Source organism: Bradyrhizobium sp. P2_E8 (assembly GCF_056403875.1).
In genome coordinates, this window is record NZ_JBFUES010000016.1 from 1 (window position 1) to 21,331 (window position 21,331).

15 protein-coding genes are annotated in these 21,331 nt (G+C 59.7%); 12 read left to right on the top strand and 3 right to left on the bottom strand.

What is annotated here, in order from left to right; genetic code table 11:
• From AC1D00_RS01935 to AC1D00_RS01945, 3 genes are all read left to right on the top strand, one after another.
• A partial coding sequence (locus AC1D00_RS01935) for a molybdopterin-dependent oxidoreductase (RefSeq protein ID WP_477009463.1) occupies positions 1–298 on the top strand: 298 nt, incomplete at its 5' end.
• Between the two features lie 38 nt (positions 299–336).
• On the top strand, positions 337–1,749 hold the full coding sequence (locus AC1D00_RS01940; RefSeq protein ID WP_477009464.1) for a hypothetical protein: 1,413 nt from the start codon (positions 337–339) through the stop codon (positions 1,747–1,749).
• A gap of 30 nt (positions 1,750–1,779) precedes the next feature.
• Complete coding sequence (locus tag AC1D00_RS01945) at positions 1,780–3,357, top strand: amidohydrolase family protein (protein ID WP_477009465.1); 1,578 nt, start codon at positions 1,780–1,782, stop codon at positions 3,355–3,357.
• A gap of 58 nt (positions 3,358–3,415) precedes the next feature.
• Here AC1D00_RS01945 and AC1D00_RS01950 read toward each other — a convergent pair whose 3' ends face one another.
• Both AC1D00_RS01950 and AC1D00_RS01955 read right to left on the bottom strand, forming a co-directional pair.
• A complete protein-coding gene (locus AC1D00_RS01950; protein WP_477009477.1) occupies positions 3,416–4,498 on the bottom strand; it encodes an FAD-dependent monooxygenase in 1,083 nt (360 codons plus the stop codon).
• A complete protein-coding gene (locus AC1D00_RS01955) occupies positions 4,495–8,370 on the bottom strand; it encodes a LodA/GoxA family CTQ-dependent oxidase (protein WP_477009466.1) in 3,876 nt (1,291 codons plus the stop codon). Before AC1D00_RS01955 ends, AC1D00_RS01950 begins: the two co-directional genes overlap by 4 nt.
• Before the next feature lie 254 nt (positions 8,371–8,624).
• Between AC1D00_RS01955 and AC1D00_RS01960 the strand changes: the two genes are divergently transcribed.
• The 7 genes from AC1D00_RS01960 (at position 8,625) to AC1D00_RS01990 (ending at position 19,189) form a co-directional block, all read left to right on the top strand.
• Positions 8,625–10,856 carry a 3'-5' exonuclease gene (locus AC1D00_RS01960; protein WP_477009467.1) on the top strand — a complete coding sequence of 744 codons (2,232 nt, stop codon included), beginning with the start codon at positions 8,625–8,627 and terminating at the stop codon, positions 10,854–10,856.
• An 89-nt stretch (positions 10,857–10,945) separates the two neighbouring features.
• Positions 10,946–11,689 (top strand): hypothetical protein, encoded by a 744-nt coding sequence (locus AC1D00_RS01965; RefSeq protein WP_477009468.1) that lies wholly within the window; start codon positions 10,946–10,948, stop codon positions 11,687–11,689.
• Positions 11,690–12,036: 347 nt separating this feature from the next.
• Positions 12,037–13,941 (top strand): SIS domain-containing protein, encoded by a 1,905-nt coding sequence (locus AC1D00_RS01970; RefSeq protein WP_477009469.1) that lies wholly within the window; start codon positions 12,037–12,039, stop codon positions 13,939–13,941.
• 10 nt (positions 13,942–13,951) lie between these two features.
• Positions 13,952–15,067: a phosphoribosyltransferase-like protein gene (locus tag AC1D00_RS01975; protein WP_477009470.1), complete on the top strand. Its 1,116-nt coding sequence runs from the start codon at positions 13,952–13,954 to the stop codon at positions 15,065–15,067.
• Positions 15,068–16,975, top strand: coding sequence for an ORC-CDC6 family AAA ATPase (locus tag AC1D00_RS01980; protein WP_477009471.1), 1,908 nt, complete (start codon positions 15,068–15,070; stop codon positions 16,973–16,975). It begins immediately after the preceding gene.
• A 13-nt stretch (positions 16,976–16,988) separates the two neighbouring features.
• Entirely contained in the window at positions 16,989–18,104 is a 1,116-nt protein-coding gene (locus AC1D00_RS01985) for a hypothetical protein (protein ID WP_477009472.1), read from the top strand.
• The gene (locus AC1D00_RS01990; RefSeq protein WP_477009473.1) at positions 18,101–19,189 is read left to right on the top strand and encodes a PfkB family carbohydrate kinase; all 1,089 of its coding nucleotides are present in this window, start codon (positions 18,101–18,103) and stop codon (positions 19,187–19,189) included. The genes AC1D00_RS01985 and AC1D00_RS01990 overlap by 4 nt, the downstream gene beginning before the upstream one ends.
• Here the strand turns inward: AC1D00_RS01990 and AC1D00_RS01995 are convergent.
• Positions 19,186–19,401 carry a hypothetical protein gene (locus AC1D00_RS01995; RefSeq protein ID WP_477009474.1) on the bottom strand — a complete coding sequence of 72 codons (216 nt, stop codon included), beginning with the start codon at positions 19,399–19,401 and terminating at the stop codon, positions 19,186–19,188. The two genes, AC1D00_RS01990 and AC1D00_RS01995, sit on opposite strands and share 4 nt — an antisense overlap.
• Positions 19,402–19,620: 219 nt before the next feature.
• On the opposite strand from AC1D00_RS01995, the gene AC1D00_RS02000 reads away from it, so the two are divergent.
• Together AC1D00_RS02000 and AC1D00_RS02005 are read left to right on the top strand one after the other, a co-directional pair.
• Complete coding sequence (locus AC1D00_RS02000) at positions 19,621–20,250, top strand: hypothetical protein (protein ID WP_477009475.1); 630 nt, start codon at positions 19,621–19,623, stop codon at positions 20,248–20,250.
• Between the two features lie 17 nt (positions 20,251–20,267).
• Positions 20,268–21,233 (top strand): DUF2971 domain-containing protein, encoded by a 966-nt coding sequence (locus AC1D00_RS02005; RefSeq protein WP_477009476.1) that lies wholly within the window; start codon positions 20,268–20,270, stop codon positions 21,231–21,233.
• Positions 21,234–21,331 lie beyond the last annotated feature (98 nt).

The following is a 21,331-nucleotide window of genomic DNA, read 5'->3' on the forward strand; positions in this document are numbered from 1 at the left end:
GCGTTTCGAAGGCGTCGACCTGGCTCTGGTCCTTCTCTCCGCGGGTACGCCGCTTAAGTCGGATCTCAAGGGAGCCGACGTCGCGAAGTACCTTCATGCCGAAGGCACGGATGGCTTCGCCGCCGTATTTGCGCTTCCGGAGTTCGACCAGCAGGCGTTTTTGATCGCCGATACGCTTGACGGCGCTCCGCTAGGCACCGCGAACGGCCCTTTGCAGATGATCTCTCCCAACGAGGCGCGTCATAGCCGTTGGGTGAAGCACCTGACGCTGCTCAGGATCAAGAGGACGCAGAAGTAATAGTGGTCGCCGCAATCGCAACAGTGTCGGGTGGAGCAATGGCGTCGAATTTCACATCTTCCACGAAGCGTTTCGCTTATGTCGCTCTCCTAATCGCATCATCGTCGTTCCCGGCTTCGGTCGCGCAAGCAAAATGCCCCGATCCCGGCGGTCCCGGATACGCCGCGGCCGCGAAGACTCAGTTCAACTGCTCGAGCGCTCGCGACCTTGTCGGCGGTACCGGCGAGCGCGAATTTCGGGTCAAGCTGGATTTTCCGACCGACCCACCTCCGGCCGCGAACCTGCCATGGAAGACCATCAAGTTCGAAGAACAGTCTGAGGCATACCTCCGCGCCTTGCTCGCCTACGGTATCAAAGACAACAGCGATCCCGCTGTCGATTGGCGCATCGAGGACAACGCCAAGAGCAGTTGGTGTCATGCGCCATGGTTTCACAACCAGCGTGAACGCCTTCGCGGCATGACTCTGGAACGTGGATCGCGCGTCAAGGAATTGYATAGCGGACAGAAAAACCAGGCGCGCAACTGGGCCGTCGGCTTCTACAACGATATCGGCTGCTACTCGATCGGAAAGGTCTGGAAGGATCAGACGTCCCCCAAGACCAAAGACTTTGCCTTTTTGGACGGGGCCTACTCGATAAAGTTGCTGTATACGACCGCTTCGATCGCCGAAGTGCCGTACCTGACGGGTTCGAAGGAATGGACCGCCGCCATCAACAACGACGGCTCAGTCGAGAAAATGCGTCTACTCCAGGTGGATGTCGCGGTTCGCGACACGAACGCCGATAAGTTCTCGGGATGGTTGTTCGGCACGTTCATCTACGACGCCTACGCCCCGGGTACGACCGTCTGGGAAAAGCTCGTGCCGGTGGGACTTATGTGGGGAAACGATCCCGACCTTACATCCCAAGCCTACGAAGAACGCGGCGGTACCCCGAAGGAAGCATGGCTCAATCCGGACGTGGCGAGAAAGTTCTTCGACCTACCCAGGCACAATCTCGGCCTGCACGGACGCGTGAACGGTCCCGTCGATAATTTCAAGGCCGCCTGCCTTGCCTGCCATGGGCGCGCCCTGGACTGGGGGCGCGCCGTGCTGCGGGGAACGCCCGCGAACGATGAGGCGAACGCACTGATTCCCCTTGCTCCGTCTCCCTACGACGATGCTTCGGTGAAAAACTATTTCCGTAATCTGAAGCCTAACGTCGCGTTCGTGCCGAACACTCAGCCCCTCGATTTTTCCCTCCAGGTCTCGGGAGGCGTCGCCAGTTTCCGCGCCTGGGTAGCAACGGCTTTCCCGCAGGAAAGCGGTAATACAAGCGATGTCCCGCCTTACAAGTTCAAGTCGGACGGGCCGACGACATTCAACCAGACACCCGATCCAGCCGTCATGCGAGCTTCCGAACGCACCCCACGGGCCGGTGGCAACGAGCAATTCATTCGCGGCGAGGATTAGCCGACGCCACTCCTGGAGGAGTAGTAGTTCATGGGATTGTTTGCCGATATGCACGGCTGCGCGGATCAGTCCCGCCTCGTTCTGTTCGGACACATCGTGACGATGAATGCGAAGTCGGAAGTGTTCGACGATGGGTTCGTTTGTATTGCGGACGACGCCATCAAGACCATCGGCAAAAAGTCTGAGGGTCTTCCCCCGGAGTTCGCGCACGCTCCGGGGATCGTTACGGGCGGCACGATATTTCCTGGCCTTGTCGAGCTGCACAACCACTTGCCGTACAACATGCTTCCGTTGTGGGACGTGCCCCGGAAATTCACCGATCGCAATACCTGGCGCCTAGCCGAACCACGGTATGACCCCGATATCGCATGGCCAGCGAAAATACTCACCTCGAATCCCGACAAGGACTTTCTTCGCGCGGTTGTGCGGTATTCGGAATGCCGCTCGTTGTTCGGTGGGGTCACGACCGGGGAGGGGATCACGGTCAGTACCAAACCGAACGACGTCAACTTCTTCCGTGGTCTCGTTCGCAACGTCGAGGCGCCCGAGGTCGCGGGTTGGCCGGTCGCCTTCGGTAACACGTTGGACTATTCGCGAGACGACGTCCGAAAGACGCTGTGGCCGGGCCTTCAGAAGAAGCGTCCCTACTTCTACCACGTGGCCGAAGGTAACGAGAGCGATGATGTCGCCCATCAGCACTTTCTGGATCTCGAGCTCGACGACGGAACGTGGGCCATCAACTCCAATCTCGTGGCGATCCACTGCACGGCGCTACGCGAGCAAGATTTCGAAAGGATGGCGTCGTCCGCGGGGATCGTGTGGTCGCCACTTAGCAATCTGCTCCTGTACGGAACGACCACGAATGTGCGGGCTGCGATCGCGGCAGGCGTTCCAATCTCTTTAGGAGCCGACTGGTCTCCTAGCGGGAGCAAGAACCTTCTGGGAGAGTTGAAGGTCGCGAAGATCGTTGGCGATCAACTGGGGGGACTGTTCAGCGCGGAACAACTTGCCAGGATGGTGACGACGATTCCTGCGGGAATGACTCAATGGGGCGAGTACATCGGAAGCCTCGAGCCCGGCAGGAAGGCAGATCTCTTGGTGTTCGACAACAAGGCTGCATCACCGTACGACGCCCTTATACAGGCTTCCGAAGCCGACATAGTCGCGGTCCTGATAGACGGCCGCCCTCGCCTCGGCAGGGCGAATATCATGGCATTCGATCCCTCACAGCAGGAAATCGTGTCGATCGGTGGTCACGACTATGTCTTGGACCTCACCGAAAAGACCGCGGTAGCATTGGACGGCATGAGTCTCGGCACGGCCGTCTCGAAGCTTTCGGACGGATTGAAAAACATGCCCGAACTCGGGCGAAACTTTCCGAAGGACACCGCCAAAGGTTTCGCGTTCGGATCTCCCCCAATGTCGCTGCACCTCGACCTGGAGCCAATCCAAGCCGATGCCGCCTTCCTCGCTGGACCTCCGATCGATCCGACCCAGCTCCATCCGATGGAGCTCTCCCCCATTACCGAAGTCGACGACGCCTCTTTCCGGCCTCAGGTCCGGGCGAACAGGAATATTCCGGAGTACCTGCGCGACGCTCTCAAATGAGGGAGCAACTTTCCGCTGTGGCAGAGGCGCCCGGGAGGCTACCGAAAAGTTGCCGGCATCAAATCACCCATCGTCTCCGCCGATCCCAGAACGGCGACCTTGGCCATCGCGTCTCCAKTCCGTAGTAGGCCCTTCGAAGAATGTCGCTGTCTTGCGCCCGTCGACGCACGTATCGGCCGTAAGCCTCGACCAGTTGCCCCTGGCCGGCGAGGGCAGCGTCGATGGCAAGACCCGCGAGACGACCGGTCTCGAGCGCGTTCGTCAGACCCAGAGACGACAAAGGGTCGAAGGAAGCCGCGGCATCGCCGACGGCCACCCAGCCCGAGCCGGCCGGAGCGTCGAGCGATTCGGTCTGGGCCGTCGCGACCTGAATACGCGCGTCGGAATGGATCGAGATCCGGGACGCAATGTGCACCGTTTCATCGAGCTTGTCGTTGAAGAAGACGCGCCGCGACTCGACGCCCGCAGGTATCAGGTCCGCATCGGTCAGATAAGTCACAACGACGCGACCGGCCGGGAGCGCCGCCGCGTACCACCATCCGCAGGCCGCGGCCTCGATCGTGAACTCGAAATCAGATGCGATCCGCGTCGTTGCAGTCAGGGCGACGAGTCTGTCACGTCGCCGCCGCCTCACGCCGCGACTTCGCGCGAACGAGGAAGCGCGACCCGTCGCATCCACCACGAAGGAGCACGTCACCTCGCCGAGGCCGGCGAGTTCGACCCTCCATCCTCGTCCGTCCGAAAGTTCATGGGCGCGCCTGAAACGTACGCCGGCGCGATGTGCGGTGCCGCGGCTCGATGCCGCCGCGCAAAACTCGGCATCGAATACCCCGCGATCCAAATGCCAAGAATTTCCACGCGGATCGAAACGAGAGTCGCGCTCGACGATTCCCGAGTGCCCCCACGAGGACGAGCCCCCAACAACCGCAAGGTGCTTGCGAGAATCCAAGAGCGCCTCCTGCCCGACGGCCCGAAGCTGCGTAACGGCTATCCCCGGAAGGACTTCTCCTGCCTTGGCTCCGTGTTCGCGTATGCGGTCTACCATCAAGGTGCGTCTGCCCCGCCGTGCGAGGACGAGTGCCGCCATCGAGCCAGCAGGCCCGTCTCCCAGCACCAGAACCTCGACGTCCGTCCGTATCAGTGTACCGACCCCATGCCGAGCAGCTTTCGCCGGTCAGCGAACCCGCTCCTGATTCTCGTTATCGTCGGTGCAACGGCTACGTCGGCCGGGACTGCCGCATCGGATGCGGGCAGGAAGGTCGAAAGGTGCTCGCGCAACGGCAACGCCGTAGCCGAAAAAGCAATCAAGTTCTCGGCGGGCTGCTGGGGCGGCATCGCGGCACCTGTGTCGATCCATTGTCTGATCGTCTCTCCGGCTCCCATGAAAGCCATCTTGCCGGTCGAAAACTCGGCGAACAGACGGCTTGCGCCGCTTTTTCCGGGGATCACCCATTCGCTCGAATTTGCGAACGCTGCCATCAGACCTCTCGGATCTGCGAACCAGTCTTTCAGCGGCTTGCCCCCGACCTGATACTGCGCGTGCCGCTGAACGTTCCCGGCGACTTTCTTGTTACTCTCGATCAGCGCTAGAACCTTCAGCGCGGCCTCCTCCGGCGACGGCTCGGGGACCGGCTTCGCAGGCCCTGCGCTTTCCTGCATGGACTCGATCCAATCGAGGATCACTGCTTTCTCCTCCTCGGTGAATATCTTGTACATCGGTCCGCTGAATTTCATCGCCTCGAAGATCCGGCTCGACCGCGGGTGTGGAATGTCGATCAGGTCGCTGCCGGCCAGCGCTTCGACGAGCCGTTCCGGCTCGTCGAACATTTCGGCCAGATTGTGTTTGCCGATGACGACCTGGCGGTGGAGCGGTTTGGCGGCGTAAGCCTTGCTCTTGATCAATGCGACGAAGGCTTCCTTGTAATGCGCCTTGTAGTCGGGGAACGGCATGGGCTTCAGTTCCGGAATGTCCGCGATCATCCCGGCAAAACCATCCCTCAACAGCAGTCGGTTGAGGCGGACGAGATCTTCTCCCACCGCCGTCTTGGCCAACAGCGACCGCGTATCTTGACCCAACACGACGCCGGCAAACCGGTCGGTCGAGAAGAAGTTTTCGTCGTCCTGGACGAGCCGATTTAACTCGTCCGCGATCGAAACCAGTAGCGCTTGCGGCAACGGCGCGCCCGCTGCGGAGTGAAGGATGGCCTCGGCGACCGGTGCGACGAAGCGACCGACGATATAATTCGGCAAGGGATCTCCAGCCCCGGATGCTGCCGCACGCAATTTTGCCGCGAGCGCGTCGGAATCGGTGATATGCTCCGTTCTCAACATCGCAGGATACGCGAGATCGATCTGCTTTCGATCTATCACCATGCAGAGTTCGAGCAGATCGGCGCCGAGATCGCCCGCGGTCGCCCACGTGACGTAGCCCGACCAGATTCGGCTCCAGGCCTCCCTGACCCCGTCTTTTCCTGCCTCGTCCTCTACCTTCTGCAGATACAACTTGATCGCTTCCTTCGCCATGAAGCCGTGGCCGGCAGTGATGTTGTCGATGGCGACGTGCAACGAATAGAAATGCGGATCGATTCCGCGTTCGCGAAAGCTGCGGACCGTCGGCGTGAGCGTGGGTGTGGCCTCCCATTCGAGGTAAAGGGTCATGCCCAACAGCTCAGGGAAGAACTCGTCGGGAAACATGCTGACGGCCAATTGGAAGACCGGCTGCACGAAAGCGGAATCGAGCAACCCCTGTTCGATGAACTTCCGCGCGGTTATCGGGGGCATGTAGACATTCACGCTCCGAAGCAAAGTATCATAGACGTTGCAATGATTCTGCTCGGCTCGACCGTTGCCGGCTTCGTCGTCCCAGATCGCGAAAAGATGCGAACGGATCTCGTCCACAGGTCCGGCGGACTGGATGCGTTGCAACCAGGCACCGTCGACGAGATTGAAGGGGGCCCGCTGCCTGATCCGCTCCTTGATCGCTCGGTCGCTGAACGGCTTGACGTCGAAGGTGACATCTTTGGTGATCTCCCTGTCGCGGTCGTAGCKGACGACGACCGGYCATTGGATCAACCCCGTGTCCATTCTGCTGCGATCGTTCATCGTATCGACGAACGCGTCGTAGATCGTCTTCAGTCGATCGTCGAGCGCTTCCGGCGAATATTCAAATCTGCCGTAGTTGCTGTCGGCGCCGTAGTCCGCTCCTGCGAAGAACTTCCGGGCGATCTCCTTCGCTTTGGGCAAGAACTCCGGATGCTGTTCGATATTGGTGAGAATATGAAAGTAGTCCCCCCAGGAAAGTCCATCGTACCGCCCGCGATCGATTTCCACGATGGCAGGACTCCCGTCCGGCAGTCTGAACGCTCCGCCGTATTGGTCGGAAGCCATCACGAACCCCTGATGCGACCAGCGCTCGATCATAGCTAGATCCCCTTCGGGATCCTCTTCAGGCATGCCGCGCGTCCAGGACGAGCGGTCCTTCAGAAGCTTTGCACTCTCGTTCCGAAGAATTTCCGCATCGGGGTCGGAGGGTTTCATGTCCGCCAGCAGATCTTCGATCTCCCGGAGGCGGCGATACGTTTCGGTCGTCAGAACTTCGTCGGGACGCTGCGCCGGCCACCAATGCCACTGGCATTCGAAAAAGTCCGCCTGCCACGGGCACGCCATGTGTCGGGTGACGTCCCCCGGACGCAACCTCGCTTGTGAAAGGCGGAACGGCGCTTCGTATGCTTGCGGATTCCGGAGGAGCCAGCCACCTTCGATGCCGGGATAGAAAGCGCCGCCTGCACATGCCTCATAGGCGGCCCTATCCAGCCCCTCCGGCCAAATGGTCTTGGGAGGCTCGGGAAAGTTCCCTGCCCAGTCGTTTTCGTAGTTGCCGTCGCGCCACTTCGCTAGCGTGTCGTATTGAGTCTTGGTCACGCTCAGCCAGTTCGCGGGGTTTCCGGGAGCCGCGTCGCCGGAGTCTCCGGACAGCGCCGGCACAAAGTCGGAAGAGGCCTGCTTTACGGCTTCGGCTGAGTCGGGCGGTAGGTTGGGATTGCGGAAGCGGGTGAAAATGCCGTTCCGACGCTCCGGGGGTGCCGCGGCGAGCCCCTCGAGATCGTCAAAATCGCTTCCCCCGGTGCCGGCCCCCCGGGCGCCGTCCTGTACCCAGGCAAGCTTCGAGAGGCGGTCAAATATTGGAGCGATATCGCGCGTGTAGGACGGACGAGCGCCCGGCGCGCCGGGTACCGGACCAAGCCCATGACGAAGCGCCACATCCACGGCGACGTCGAAGAGAGTGACGACGTTCGAGACGGAAGGAGCGAAATCGGGCGGCGCGACAACAACCCAGGCGGCACGAACGTCGACGTCCCGTCCGGATTTCAACCTCACTCTTGCCTTTACTGGCCCGTCGGACACATCATCGTGCCACCGTTCGTTGTTCGCATAGTTGGTTATCGTCTGACCGGGATTGGAGGAAGCCGATTTCCCGAATCCCCCGAGGACCAGTAGGCGTCCGCGCTCGTCGGTCCGCATATGACCGAGAGGCACCTCGATGTCCCGGAAGCGTCCCCCATCGAAGCTCGCCTCCCGCAGCGGTCCGGCCACGCGATGTTCGCCCGGATCGATGATAAGGGAAGCGCGGTCGTCAATGTCAGCATTCCGCCACGTATTCCGGGGCCGGCGCTCTCCCAAGGGCAGCTCCTCGCCTGCGACGCCCGCGAACCGGTCGCCCTCTGCCTTGCTGTTGACGAGGTGGACCGACCATTCGATCTCCGCTTCCTGAACTGTCACCTCTCCGAGCACGACGTCCGCCTCGTCGTAGGCGAAAATCCGAAAGCGTGCCGCCTGCCGCTTGACCCGTGGAGGAATCCCAGCGGCCGGGTCGCCGTTGTCCTTGAATCCTCCAACGGGCGTTCCGGATACGCCCGGGCATTCGGGGCCGACGAAGTAGCCATCCGGGCTGTTGCCGACGCGCGCAATTCCGACCGCGGGATGAATCTTGCAATACGCGGTCCTCTCGAACATGATTATTCTCCTAAAAAATAAGTGTCACTCCATCAATACAATTCCCAGTTTTGCACCTTTAAGGTTGCATTGAAAGGCTCGTTCGCTCATTTTGTCGGACAACGGCGAGAATCGGAAACCTTGTGATGCCGCCATTCGGCAATTGCAGCCGCGTCGCGCGTCAAGCCGTCGGTAGCACTCCGTCGACGTGAGGACCTCTAACGAGGAGTGCGAAATACTCGATTGCCCAATAGAAGCATAGACATCCTGACCTGATGCCAAAGATTACCTTGCGACCCAGCTTCTCGAAGGATCTCGACGGTTTGCGACGTTCTTCGCGCAAGCACTATCAACGTGCCTGCGAGATTCTTCTGGAGATTCAACGCGACCTCGAACCGTCGGCTCCTCGTCGAGCGGAAACGCGCATTCCTAAGTGCGTTAAATACGAGCTGCCGGACGGCTATCGCCTGGTCCTGCAGCGAGGCGACTCCGATGGCGTGATGGTAGCCCTATCCGTCGGCACCCATGATCACGTCAGTTCCTTCCTGGACGGGCACAAGGGATACGTCTTCGACGAAAAGACCGGTCAGCTTCGCGAGTTGCGAGTAGGAACGGCCACCGAAACGGCCGTGGAAATGGTTCCTTCGGCCGCTCTCCAAGCCGAACAGAAAATTCCGGATCAGGCCCTCGCTCCGCTGTTCGACAGTTTCACCGACGACATGCTTCGAAACCTAGGCGTACCCGACGAAGACTTCGCCGCCATCCGGGGGCTCTCCGATCCCAATGATTTCGAGTGCATGACGCTCCTGCAGGCTCTGGCCGAGACGGTGCCCAAGGCCGCGGACGCATTGCTGGCCTTCGCAACGGGCAATTCCGAAACCCGCCAAACGGTTGTCGACCTGGCTTTTGGTTCGGCAAAGTTGGCGGAGCAGTTTCCCGAAGCGGCGATGCAGGACGGATTGGGCCGATCCGAAGAGTTCTTCACGTTCGAGGATTCGAGCGCGCTTCAAGAAGTGCTCGATCGCGGCACGCTTCAGCAATGGCAGCTATTCCTCCACCCCGATCAACGATCGTTGGTGGAGCGGACATTCTCGGGGCCGGCGCGGCTGCGCGGCATCAGCGGATCGGGAAAGACCGTCGTTGCACTGCATCGCGCGAAGCGGCTCGCGAAAGTGGCGCTCGAAAAGGGTGAGAAGGTTCTGTTCACGACCTTCGACAAGGGGCTGGCGGCGGCCGCGGGGCGTCTCCTCGATGAACTGTGCGGCCCCGAAAGGCGTGCGATCGAGGTGACCCATCTTCATCGCTGGTGCCTAGACTACATATTTCAACGTGGACTGGAAAACCCAAAGTACTCCCCCGAGCAGAATCATCGATTTCGGAACGACGCGTTCTGGAACGTCTCGGCGGAGCACAAGAACGCGCTCAAGACCATTCCCCAAGAGTATCTTTCGAGTGAAATCGACTTTCTGATGGGGCGTTTTCTGCATGAGGAAGCGGAATCATATCTGACGTGTGATCGCAGCGGCCGTGGTCGCGGTCTGTCCCCGGAGCAGAAACGCGCGGTTCTCGACGTCTATCTGTCGTACCGTCAGTCGCTCGCGAGTGCCGGGCTGGTGGACCCCGCCGACTTCGTCAGAATAGCCTACAGCCTCAAACTGAAAGAAGAAGGCACGGAATCCTGCTACGCCGCCGTCATCGTCGACGAAGTTCAGGACATTTCGGAGATCGCTCTCCGCCTGCTGCACTCGCTCGTCGGGAATCGGGAGGACGGTCTCCTGCTGGTCGGCGACTCCACGCAACGGATCTTCACGCGAGGGTACTCGCTGCGTGGGCTTGGCATCGATATCGCCGGGCGCGGACTTGTTCTGCGCAAGAACTATCAAAACACGAAGCAGATACTCGAAGCGGCTTTTCCGCTCGTCGAACAGGAGTGGAACGACGACATCGCTCAAGCCGAAGCCGGAACAGCCGATTTGAAGCCGGAATTCAGCGTTCGGGAGGGCACGCGACCCATCGTCGTTCGCTGCCCCGACGAGATGGCCGAGTCCCGATTCCTGGCCGCCGAGGTGGCCGCTCTGCTCAGGTACAAGCATTACGCGCCGCGAGACATCTGCATCCTCGCCCGAAACAGGCACTATCGGGCGCTGGCCGTCACAAGCCTCAGGGCGGCGGGAATTCCGGTTTACCTATTCCGCGATCCCGACGCGGGCGAAGTCTCGTCGGGCAGAAGTGCCGTCCGGGTAAGTTCGCTCCACGGCGCAAAGGGCCACGAATTCGGCACTGTGTTCGTTGCCGGCGCAATCGAGGGCGTCATCCCGCTAGGATCGGATTTGGATCCGCAAAACGCCTCTTCCGAGGCCGCAGTCCTGTACGTCGGCATGACACGGGCTCGAGATCTTCTGTACCTGTCCCACGCCGTGACCGATCGCGCCGGAAAGTCCCTGTCCCGATCCTCCTTCATCGACCGCATATCGAAGTCGTGCGACTTCGCGGAGTTCAATCGCTGACAAGATTTCGCCGCGCTAAGGCTCCTTCAGACCTCCCGGCAGAAGATGGACCACACCTTACGCGACTCACGAGCCGTGGTAGCCGCAACATGATGGTCGATACTCAGATCCTTTCGTATGCCTTCAAGGGCCACCGCCACCTGGATGGCGTCCGTATTTCCTCTGTGGTCGCGCACGAATTTCTCGAAAGTTACGATCCGGAGTCTAGGACCAATGCGAAGTACTACATCCGCTATCATCCGGGGCACGCCGTGCCGCCGCGGCGCGAAATACCGTCGGACCACAAGCCGACCCGGGGCGAGCGCCTCGTCTTCGATTTCGGAGGCGAGTATCCCAAGCTTGTCCAGCATGGCAGCCGTTCGATGGCGGCCCTTCTGAATGATCGGAACGGACCCGCGTTCGCCAGCATCATCTGGTCCCTCGACAAGAAATTGCAGAAACGTCTCAAGCAGCGCTTTGCCTTCCTTTGCACGGCGATCGGCGAATGCGTTCCACTCAGCCGAGAGACGGCAGACGTCGGACTGACGCTGCTCGCGAAATTCTGCGAAACGCACAACATCAAAGACAACGTCCGCAACTCCGTGAACGACGTCATGATACTTGCCGCTGCCATTACTAGCGGAGAGCCGCTTGATACGGCCGACACCCTGTTGAGCAGGTTCGCCGCCGATGCGTACAAGGCCGTGGCCATCCCGATCGGCGGGGATTCCTTGAGGATTGATTTTCGGCGCGCGCGCCAAGGCAAAAAGCGCGATAGTGCGGAGAGCAAGGGTTACATCAATCGCGGCTGGCAGATTGCAGAAGGGATCAAGCGCACAGCGGCGCGGGCGTAGGCCAATTGATAAACAGGACGGGTTGCCGCACAATTCGCCCATCCGAAAATGGCCTAAGCTTCCTTTGAGCATTCCCCAACGTTCTCAGAGGCCTAGTGTGCTGTCCCGCATCGGGCCGGTCCGCGAATCCCGGCAACGCCGAGTTGGTGGTCGCCGGGCGGGCAGCTTCATCGAAGTTGTCAAGACTCGACGGAGGATTCTCATCGCGAAATAAATTGTTCTTGTTTTGTTCCTGTGGTAAGCTCCCGTTTCCGTCTTCTCGCAGGCGCCCAGCCACCGTACCGTGATGGACCCCGCGAGCACTTCGCGGAGCGAACTTCTATTCGCCGCGTTCAGCAGAGGCTTCATTGACTGATCAATATCTCAAGGAGTTAGCCGGCCTTCACAGGGTCTACGAGGCGGCAAATCTGCTCGACCCCGGCTTGCTCAAAGCTGCGATTGAGAGTGCCGCCGCGCGCTCAGCGGTTATGCTCGGATCGGGAGGATCCTTCTCGGTTGCTTCGTTTGCGGCATACATCCATCAGTTTAGAACCGGTCGGCTGGCATCGGCCTCAACGCCGCTGGATTACATGACCCTGCCGCTCCGCGATGCCGCCGTGATGTGTTTCACGGCTAGCGGCCGCAACAAGGACATTTGCGCGGCGTTCGATGAAGCTGCACAGCGGGAAGCCAAGCCTTTGGTTGGGCTTGTCATGCGTGAGCAATCGCCGCTGCACGAGCTTGCCCAACGCTACAAATATAGCCGTGTTGTCTCTGCTTCATCGGAGTTGTTCGAGGACGGATTCCTTGCCGTGGCGTCTTTGCTCGGCTCGGCGGTACTGATTCTTAAAGCCTATCGAGTGCTTGTGGGCGACGCCGCACCGCTTCCCGCAACGCTTGATGAGTTCATGCAAAGCCGCGTCAGTGTTTCGCTCGAACAGCTTCTCGAGCACACGCTGCCGGCCGTTCAAGCAGAGACGACCAGCGTCCTTTGTTCATCTTCCTTGAAACCGGCGGCAACCGATATCGAGTCGCGCTTCGTTGAGGCGGCGCTCGGAAACATCCACGCGACCGACCTTCGCAATTTCGGCCATGGCCGTCATCATTGGTTTGCCAAGCGGCCCGGCCAGACGGGAATCTTGGCCTTGATAGGGGACGACCAGGAAGCACTGGCAACCCGTACGCTTGAACTTATTCCACCTGACGTACCTCGGGCTCGAATTGATTTCACCGGCCCCCGAGACGAGCAGGCGCTGGCGGGCCTTATTGTCAGTCTTCATCTCGCGGCTGCTGCCGGCCAGGTGCGGAAGATCGATCCCGGCAAGCCAGGGGTGCCGGAGTTTGGGCGCAAGCTCTATCACCTTGCCCCGGCGCGACGGCGCAAGGCGCGTCGCACCAATGTCACGGATGTCGCGGTCTGGCGGAAAGAGATGGCCGGCGGCCTGAAAACCTCAACGCAAATCGATGAATTGCGTGCCTCGTGCGAGCGCGGAATTGAGAAAATCAATCAGTCCCGATACACCGGCTTCGTGTTCGACTATGACGGCACGCTTTGCGAACCCGATGCACGATTCCTGCCGCTCTCCAAGGAGATCGCCGATGGCTTGAACAGGCTGCTTGCAGCGGGCGCCATCATTGGGATCGCGACGGGGCGCGGCGGCTCGGCTGCAGAGCGCATTCAGGAAGCGATCCGAAAGCCATACTGGTCGAACGTCCTGATAGGCTTCTATAATGGCGCCATCGTTCAAAGCCTTGCCGAAGGCGCGCCCGATCCAAGTCCTCCGACACAGGACGTTCTGTACGTCGAAAACATGCTGCGCGCATCACAATATTTTTCCGCATGCTCGTTCCGATCTAACCATTGTCAGATCGCCGTTTCACTTCCCAGTCTGGAAGAACCTGCGATATCGGTCCGTATGGCCACCTCAATTGTTGAAAAATCGGCCATCAAGGCGTCCGTGGCTTGCTCAAATCATTCCGTCGATATCATCTTCGGCGGCAGTGGAAAAACAGCCGTGGTTGAGGCTGTTCGCAAGCGCACAAGATCGGAGGGCAAAGCGCCGGTGCTGCGGTTGGGAGACAAGGGCCGATGGCCCGGCAACGATTGCGATCTTCTTGACGATCCGTTCGGTCTTAGCGTCGATGAAGTGAGCGCTAGCACCCAATCTTGCTGGGGATTATCACCACGGGGTTTTCTAGGCRTGCAGGCAACACTTTATTATCTTGAAAGAATCGATTGGCAGCACGGAACTGGTTCTATTCATCTGGAGTAGGGTTTGAAAAATGAGGGATGAGCTCGCAGAAGCTCTCCTGGCCAAGGTCATGAACTGGTCGGATGAAGAAAAGGCTCGGGAGCGGCCGATCCTCCAGGATTTTGCGCGCTATAAATACGACGAATATCAGCAGTACGCTCCCGGCCGCCGCTTTATCGAGAGTCTCGCGCTATGGCTGCGGCAATTCGAGACTCTGGAGGAGCGGCGTGTCGCTTACGATTTTTTTCGCTCGCGTCTGGTCTTTATCTCGACTGCAGAAATGCGTCACCTTGTTGAACTCGCCTTTCCCGTTGTGATCCGGCCGGGATTGATTGCCAAGGCCGCGGCATTCCTGGCGGTCGATCCGGAGCGCTGCAAGCACGTCGTATCCAGCCCTGCGTATTCGCAGGTGCTGCGACAAACGCTTTTTCTCGGCCTGAGCGACGGCGCACGCACCGATGTCTTTCGTCGGTCCCATCCCTACCTCAGCAACGAACAGCTTTGGCACGCCTACGATATCTCGGACGAGAAGGCGGGATCGATGGGCACGAAGCTGAAAAAGGCGATGACCGTCCAGCTTGGACGCGAGCCAGATGACGAGGAGTGCAAATTCCATAMAATTTGCCTTCTCGATGATTTCACCGCCAGCGGAACCTCGTATATCCGGTTCGAGGACGGCAAGTGGGACGGCAAGATTCCCAAGATCCTGCAAAAGCTGTGTGAAGAAGATGGTGCGCTCAGCAAGATCGTCGCCAAAGACAATCTTGATGTGTTGGTGTGCATTTACGTTGCGGCCGATCAGGCCGTCCAGCACATCGAACGGGAGCTTGAGAAATACGCCTTCCCGAAAGGCAAGGTTCACCTGGAAGTGGTCCACGCGCTTCCGCCGGACACGCGTCTCGATGATGGGAAAGACGCGAAAATTATCGCGCTTGCCAATGATGACCGATACTTCGACAAGGAGGTCGATGACGAGCACGCAGACGTCGGTGGTACATCCAAGCGCCTCGGCTATGCGGAATGCCGTCTGCCGGTCATCCTCACGCACAACGCCCCCAACAATTCCATCTATCTCCTCTGGGGCGAGTACGATCAGACATTCACCGGCTTGTTCCCTCGCATAAGCCGCCACAAGCGAGGCGGATAGATGAGAAACCCTTTTCGCCTGCGCGCCTCCAAACGCTCCGTGCACGAYGAGCAATTCGTCCGGCTGTTCGCCGCAGGCGCGCTTGACCTGTTGAACGACGTCGATGATCCCTGGTCGGGCGTTGTATTTCTACGCAGTGCGCCCGGCGGCGGCAAAACCACCCTTCTTCGCCTCCTTACGCCAGGACCACTGCGCAAGATCTTCCGCATGCAGGACGATCCGGATATTCGGCCAACGYGCCACGCGCTTATCAAGGCGGGCGCCGTGACAGCCGATGGTCCCGCTATTCTCGGCGTCGTGATTGCCTTCACGAACGAGTATCGCGATCTCGATGAGGTCGGCGACAGCGCCGCGCGATCGACCGGCGTATTCCGTGCCCTCGTCAATGCGCGTATTGTCCTTGCCACCTTGCGCGCCGCGCTTGAGCGCTCCGAGCGATCCTACCCGGACGATATCGGTCAAATCCGCGCGACGTGGCAGCCCACCGACGGCGCAACACTGCCAGCGAACGCCAGCGGCGCCGAACTTCATAAATGGGCATCCAGCATCGAAGAGAGCGTTTTCGACCTTCTTGATGACCTCGGCGGCGAAGGCAAGCCGATACCCAAAGCGGCCTCCCAGCTCGAAGCGCTTCACTGGCTCGCGACGGCGCGCCTATTCGATGCGTCGGGGTCTATTGAGCTGAAGCGCGTATTGTTGTTGGACGATCTTCAATTCCTCAGCGACGACCAGAGGGAGTGGCTGAAGGAGACGGTCACCAACGCGCGTCTGTCGTGCGGCATCTGGATCGCCGAACGGCTCGAGGCCTTGCCGGCAAAGGATCTGCTCGCGCAAGGCGCGCTCGAAGACCGCGACTATGATGGGGAAATCCGCCTCGAAAGCCGGTGGCGCGACCGCAAGGTCGCGTATGAGAAATTCGTTGACCAGATTGCCGACCTGCGGGCGCGCGATGCCGATGGCTTTCAAGGACGCAACTTCTTTCCGGCGCTTGCCGAAGAACTCGATCCTGCCGAATGGGATAGTGTCTTTGAGGCCCAGTGCGTCGCCATCGAGCAGCGCCTTCTCGCGCGCATCGGGCAACAGCAGCGATACCAGCAATGGCTTGTGGCGCGGCGCGCCGTCTCAGGAAGTCCGCGCGATCGTGCCTTGAGCTGGCGCGAAGTCGAAATCCTCATCGAACGCGACGCCGCAAGGTCGCAACGCGCGTTTGATTTCGATGCGCTGACCGAGGACGATTTAAGCGACAAGGAGAACGCTGGCGTCAAAGCTGCCGCCGAAGTCTTTCTTTCCCGCGAGACGAAGGCGCCGATCTATTTCGGGCGTCAGAAACTTGCGATGCTGTCGTCGTCCAATGCAGATCAGTTCGTAGAGCTTGCCGGCGATCTCTTTGAAGAGCTTGCCGCGAAAACCTCCGTGCGTCGTGGTGCCGATTCCATCCTCAGCGCCGAGCGCCAACACCTCATTCTAAAGCACGCGGCCGAGCGGCGTTGGGATGGCATCCCGCGCCGGGTACCGCGCGGCTATGAGGCGCGCCGTTTCCTCGAAGCCGTCGGCGCCTTCTGCTCCGCCCAGACCTACCGACCGAGCGCCCCTTATTCGCCGGGCGTGACCGGCTTTGGCATCACGATGCAAGACCGCGCGCGTCTTATCGATGGCGGCCGAGAATCGGCGGCGTTCGCCGACTTGCGTTCCATGTTGGCCGCGCTCGTGTCCCAGAATTTGCTGGAGCCGACCCTCGATCGCAAGAACAAGGGCGAGAGCCTGATTGTGTTCAACCTGAACCGGATTCTTTGCGCCCATTTTGATTTGCCGCTTGGCTATGGCGGCTGGCGAAAAAAGGGCCTGAAAGAGCTCGCCGACTGGCTCGCACACGGTCGCGCGGCCGTGACGGAGAAATCGCTTGTCTAGAAACGGAAGGGCAATGCGATGGGATCCCTATCAGCTCTTCGACGGAGCGCGGTTCGACGCGTTCTGGGCTAAGCAGCTTTCGGATGGTTCGCGTAAGCTCTTGTTCATCGTCGGGCGCGGATTTGACGCGCGGGCAACCCTGGTGCCGCGGCGCATCCTTGGGTTAGGCAAGGTGGCGGCGCTGCACGGCTGGATACTTCGCTACCGCAATGGGCAGCCTGACACGACGAGCACCCAGCAGAAAATTGACGCCAACGCAGCCGCATTTACCAGCATTTTTGGTGCCGGACTTACCGAGATCGAGATCAAGATGCGCGGCTCCGGCAACAGCCATGTGACCTCCCGCAACACCCGCGCAGCCGTCAACCGGCAGCAACAGCTGGCACAATACACCGACGTAATTGTCGACGTCAGCGCCATGCCGCGTACCGTCGGTTTGACAGCGATAACGCAACTGATTGCGCTGCTTGATGAGCTGGTGCAAAACGGCGGCCCCTCGGTCAATCTTCATGTCGTCGTGGCGGAAAGCGTCGTCTCCGACCGGCGGCACACCTCGGCCAGCCTTAGTGACACCGTGACGTCGCTGGTCGGTTTCTCTGGCCAGCTCACCGCCGAAAGCACCGTCAACTTGCCCCGGGTGTGGTTTCCGGTGCTTGGCGAAGGACAAAGCGCGCGCCTTGAGCGCATTCGCTCGGAACTTGATCCTGATGAAATCTGTCCGGTGATCCCTTTCCCAAGCCGCGATCCGCGAAGAGGCGATCGGCTGATAGAGGAATACCGCCTCCTCCTTTTCGATGATTTCCGGGTCGAGCCCACAAACGTTCTCTACGCTTCGGAGTACAATCCGTTTGAGGCTTATCGTCAGATCTACGGCGCAATTGACCGCTATCGCGACTCTTTGAGCGATCTGGGCGGATGCAAGGTGTTTATGTCACCCTTGTCGAGTAAGCTTCTCTCCGTTGGCGCACTCTTGGCATGTTACGATCATCGCGCCCACAGCGGTGGGCCGGACAAGGTCAATGTCGGCATTCCCTACATCGAATCAGTTACCTATGGCGAACCGGGTGATACGGTTGACACGGGCATCGAAGTTTATTCGCTTTGGATACGAGGGGATTGGGAAAAATGACACGCGTTGATCTGACACTCCGGCCCGCCACCCGTCACCCCGTCTGCGTCGGCGCCGGCTTCGTGGCGGCTGACATCGTGGAAGGCCACACCGAGGAGTTCGTGGCGGCCGGCGGTTCGTGCGGCAATGTTCTGGCGATTCTGGCTTGGCTCGGCTGGAAGAGCTATCCCGTGGCCCGCCTTGGTAAAGACTGGGCAGCCGGCGTCGTACGGAAAGAGTTCAAGGCCGTCGGTGTCGACGCCGCGTTCTTGTCAGATGAGAAAGCAATCCAGACGCCCATCGTTATCCAGCGCTTTGTGGAAGACAAGGAAGGCAAGCGCGGCCACCGATTTTCCCTCGCCTGTCCGGAGTGCGGCGGATGGCTACCGCGATTTCGAGCCTCGACGCTTCAGCAAGCCGCCGATGTAACGCAATCCACCATCGTGCCGAAGGCCTTCTACATGGATCGGCTTTCGCCGGCCTCTCTCAAGCTTGCCACTTGGGCCAGGGAAAAAGGCGCACTGGTTGTTTTTGAGCCATCGTCCGTGGGCGACGAGCGCCAATTTCAAAAAGCGGTCGATCTTTGCCACATCCTGAAGTTCTCTCACGATCGCTTGGGCCATTTGCGCGACCTTCGGGAAGCGCAGCAGCCGCGGATCATCGTCGAAACACTGGCCGAGGAGGGATTACGCGTGCGCTGGCGTGGCCACTGGAGCGATCTGCCGGCGTTCACCTTGCCGGTCTTTGTCGACGGCGCTGGAGCCGGTGACTGGACCACGACTGGCCTTATCCATCAGTTGGGTACCAGCGGCGCAAAGGTGTTTGATACCCTGCAGAAGCCCAGACTGCTTTCGGCGTTAAGATTTGGACAGGGCTTGGCGGCGATTAACTGCGGCTTTGAAGGCGCGCGCGGAGCGATGATAGCCATGACGCGCGATCAGTTGGGCAAGCGGCTGACGGCCCTTGCGAGCCGGACGGCAGAATCGACGGCTAACCTTCGAGAGACAACCGTTCACGAAAGCCACATTCCGACCCGGCTGTGCGCCACCTGCGTGTCAGATGAAAAAAGCCCATCCTCACGAACGAAGAAAACGGCCTCCCGTTAACCCGGCTTGAGCCTGACCCACAGATCAGCATGAACGACCGAACGAAGCGCTATTTCGACGATCTCCTTGAGCGTGCCGCTACGTCGACCGTGATACGGCGGCGGCCTGTCGATTTTGCCCGGCCGAACGAGTGCCACGCGAATTGTGAGCAGTTCGTGCAGATAAATCGGGACCGTGGCCTGGTGAGAGGCTGACTTGTCGTTGGAGGACATTTTTTATCCCCCTAGTGTCATTCGCGAACGCGATACAGATGCGCTGATCGACATTACGCCAGATCCCTTCGACAGATCCTCAGAGCGGCAGCCTTAGCCAGAGGCGAACCGCCCGGAGTGCCATCCGTCCCGGGCTGATCGCTTGAACTGACAGCGCTCAGTCTTGACGAAACGCTTGAAACTGGCCCCACCGCGCTCGCTCAAAAACACCAATCGCCCATGACATTCGTCCTGAAAACAATGCGTCGCGCCATGTTTGATCGCCGCATCCGTCAGATGCGCGCGGCCTTCCGCGCGGCATGCGCACCCTTTCACCAGGAGCTGGAAGAGATCGAGCAGGAGGCTGACGACATTCAGCGCCGCGTCGATGCGGGCAACGCCCAGTGGGAAGACTATGATGAGGAGACCGGCGCCGGACGGCACTATGGCGAGGAGTTCGGCGAACGCCGCCATGAGGCTGAAGAGGCGCTCCTCTTGGTTCGAAAGGCGTTCGTGATCGTCATTTACCACCTATGGGAACGTGGCGCGCAGCGATGGATCCCGGCGGTTAGAAAGAAGCCGAACCACAGCCATCTCGTTGCCGCACTAACAGAGGCGTCGATCGTGATCGACAAGGCCGGCCTGGAAGAATTGAGGCTTCTGATTAATTGCCTCAAGCATAATAGCGAAGATGCGCGCAAGCTTTACGCACTTCGCCGCGATCTGTTCGCAGCCGACTTCGACCCCGACGACATTCATCCAGCAACCGGAAAGCCGCTTGTGAACATCGACTGGGCCGAGAAAGTGGTGCTGACGGATGACAACGTGGAGGACTATCTCCGAGCGGTCCAGGACTCTGGACCCAAATAGCCGCTCTAGGGGGAGCAATGACCAAAAAGCAAAGCATTCCGCGGCGGCTCTTCAAATACCGCGCGTTCAACAATCTCACATTGGATATGATCATCGCGGATAATCTCTATTCTGCCGATCCCAGCACGTTCAATGATCCGCTCGATACACGGCCCTCGCTCAACAACGATCTTCCTGTCTCGGATCTCGAGCGCGCAATCCGCCAACTTGTCGAGCAGCGCGTCAGCGCGGAGATGAAGACTGYGGCAAGGACCATTAGATACAAGGGTCCGAAAACCCGAGATCATATTGGTCGGCTCAGCCGCCTGCAGGCCGATCAGGTTATTTCGGAAATCAGCTACAATGCTGACGACCCAAGCTATGAAATGGATGATCCCCATCAGTTCCTGCTTGGTCGCTATCTGGAGAAGGAACTACTGCTGCAATATGAAAAGGGAATTGTGTCGCTGGCTGAACGGGCCAATTGCCCGTTGATGTGGAGCCATTATGGCGACCAGCATCACGGTGTCTGCATTGGTTACTCGGTGCCGTCCGACGTGCACGACGATCTCCATAGAGTGAAATATGGTGGCAAGCGGCTGGTCGACGCCAGCAAGGTCCTGGCGATGCTCGATGGCGACAAGGACGCTCGTCGTCAGGTAGACGAGGCTGTTCTGTTGCGAAAAGCGGCAAGTTGGCGATACGAGCAGGAATGGCGCTTGATCGGGCAGCGCGGGCTGCGAGACTCCCCGCTGGAGCTCGAAGAGGTAATCTTCGGAATGCGCTGCAAAGAAGCTGTGAAATACGCCATCATCACCGCCCTGGATGACAGGAGACGACCTGTCCACTTCTATGAAATGCACGAAATACACGGCACCTTCAACTTGAAAAAAATCCCGCTGGATGACGGAGAAATGAGGGCCTTTTTTCCAAGACGGTCTCGCGACATCCACGAAGCGTTCCAATCTGTCGCTGCCGCCCATGGGGAGGGGCAATCGCGATGATCGCTTGTCATTGATCCCATCGGGACAGATCGAGCTCATCGATCGACTTGAAAAGGAAGTGACCTGACGCGATTACATCGGCAGCGCCAGCTGTGGTT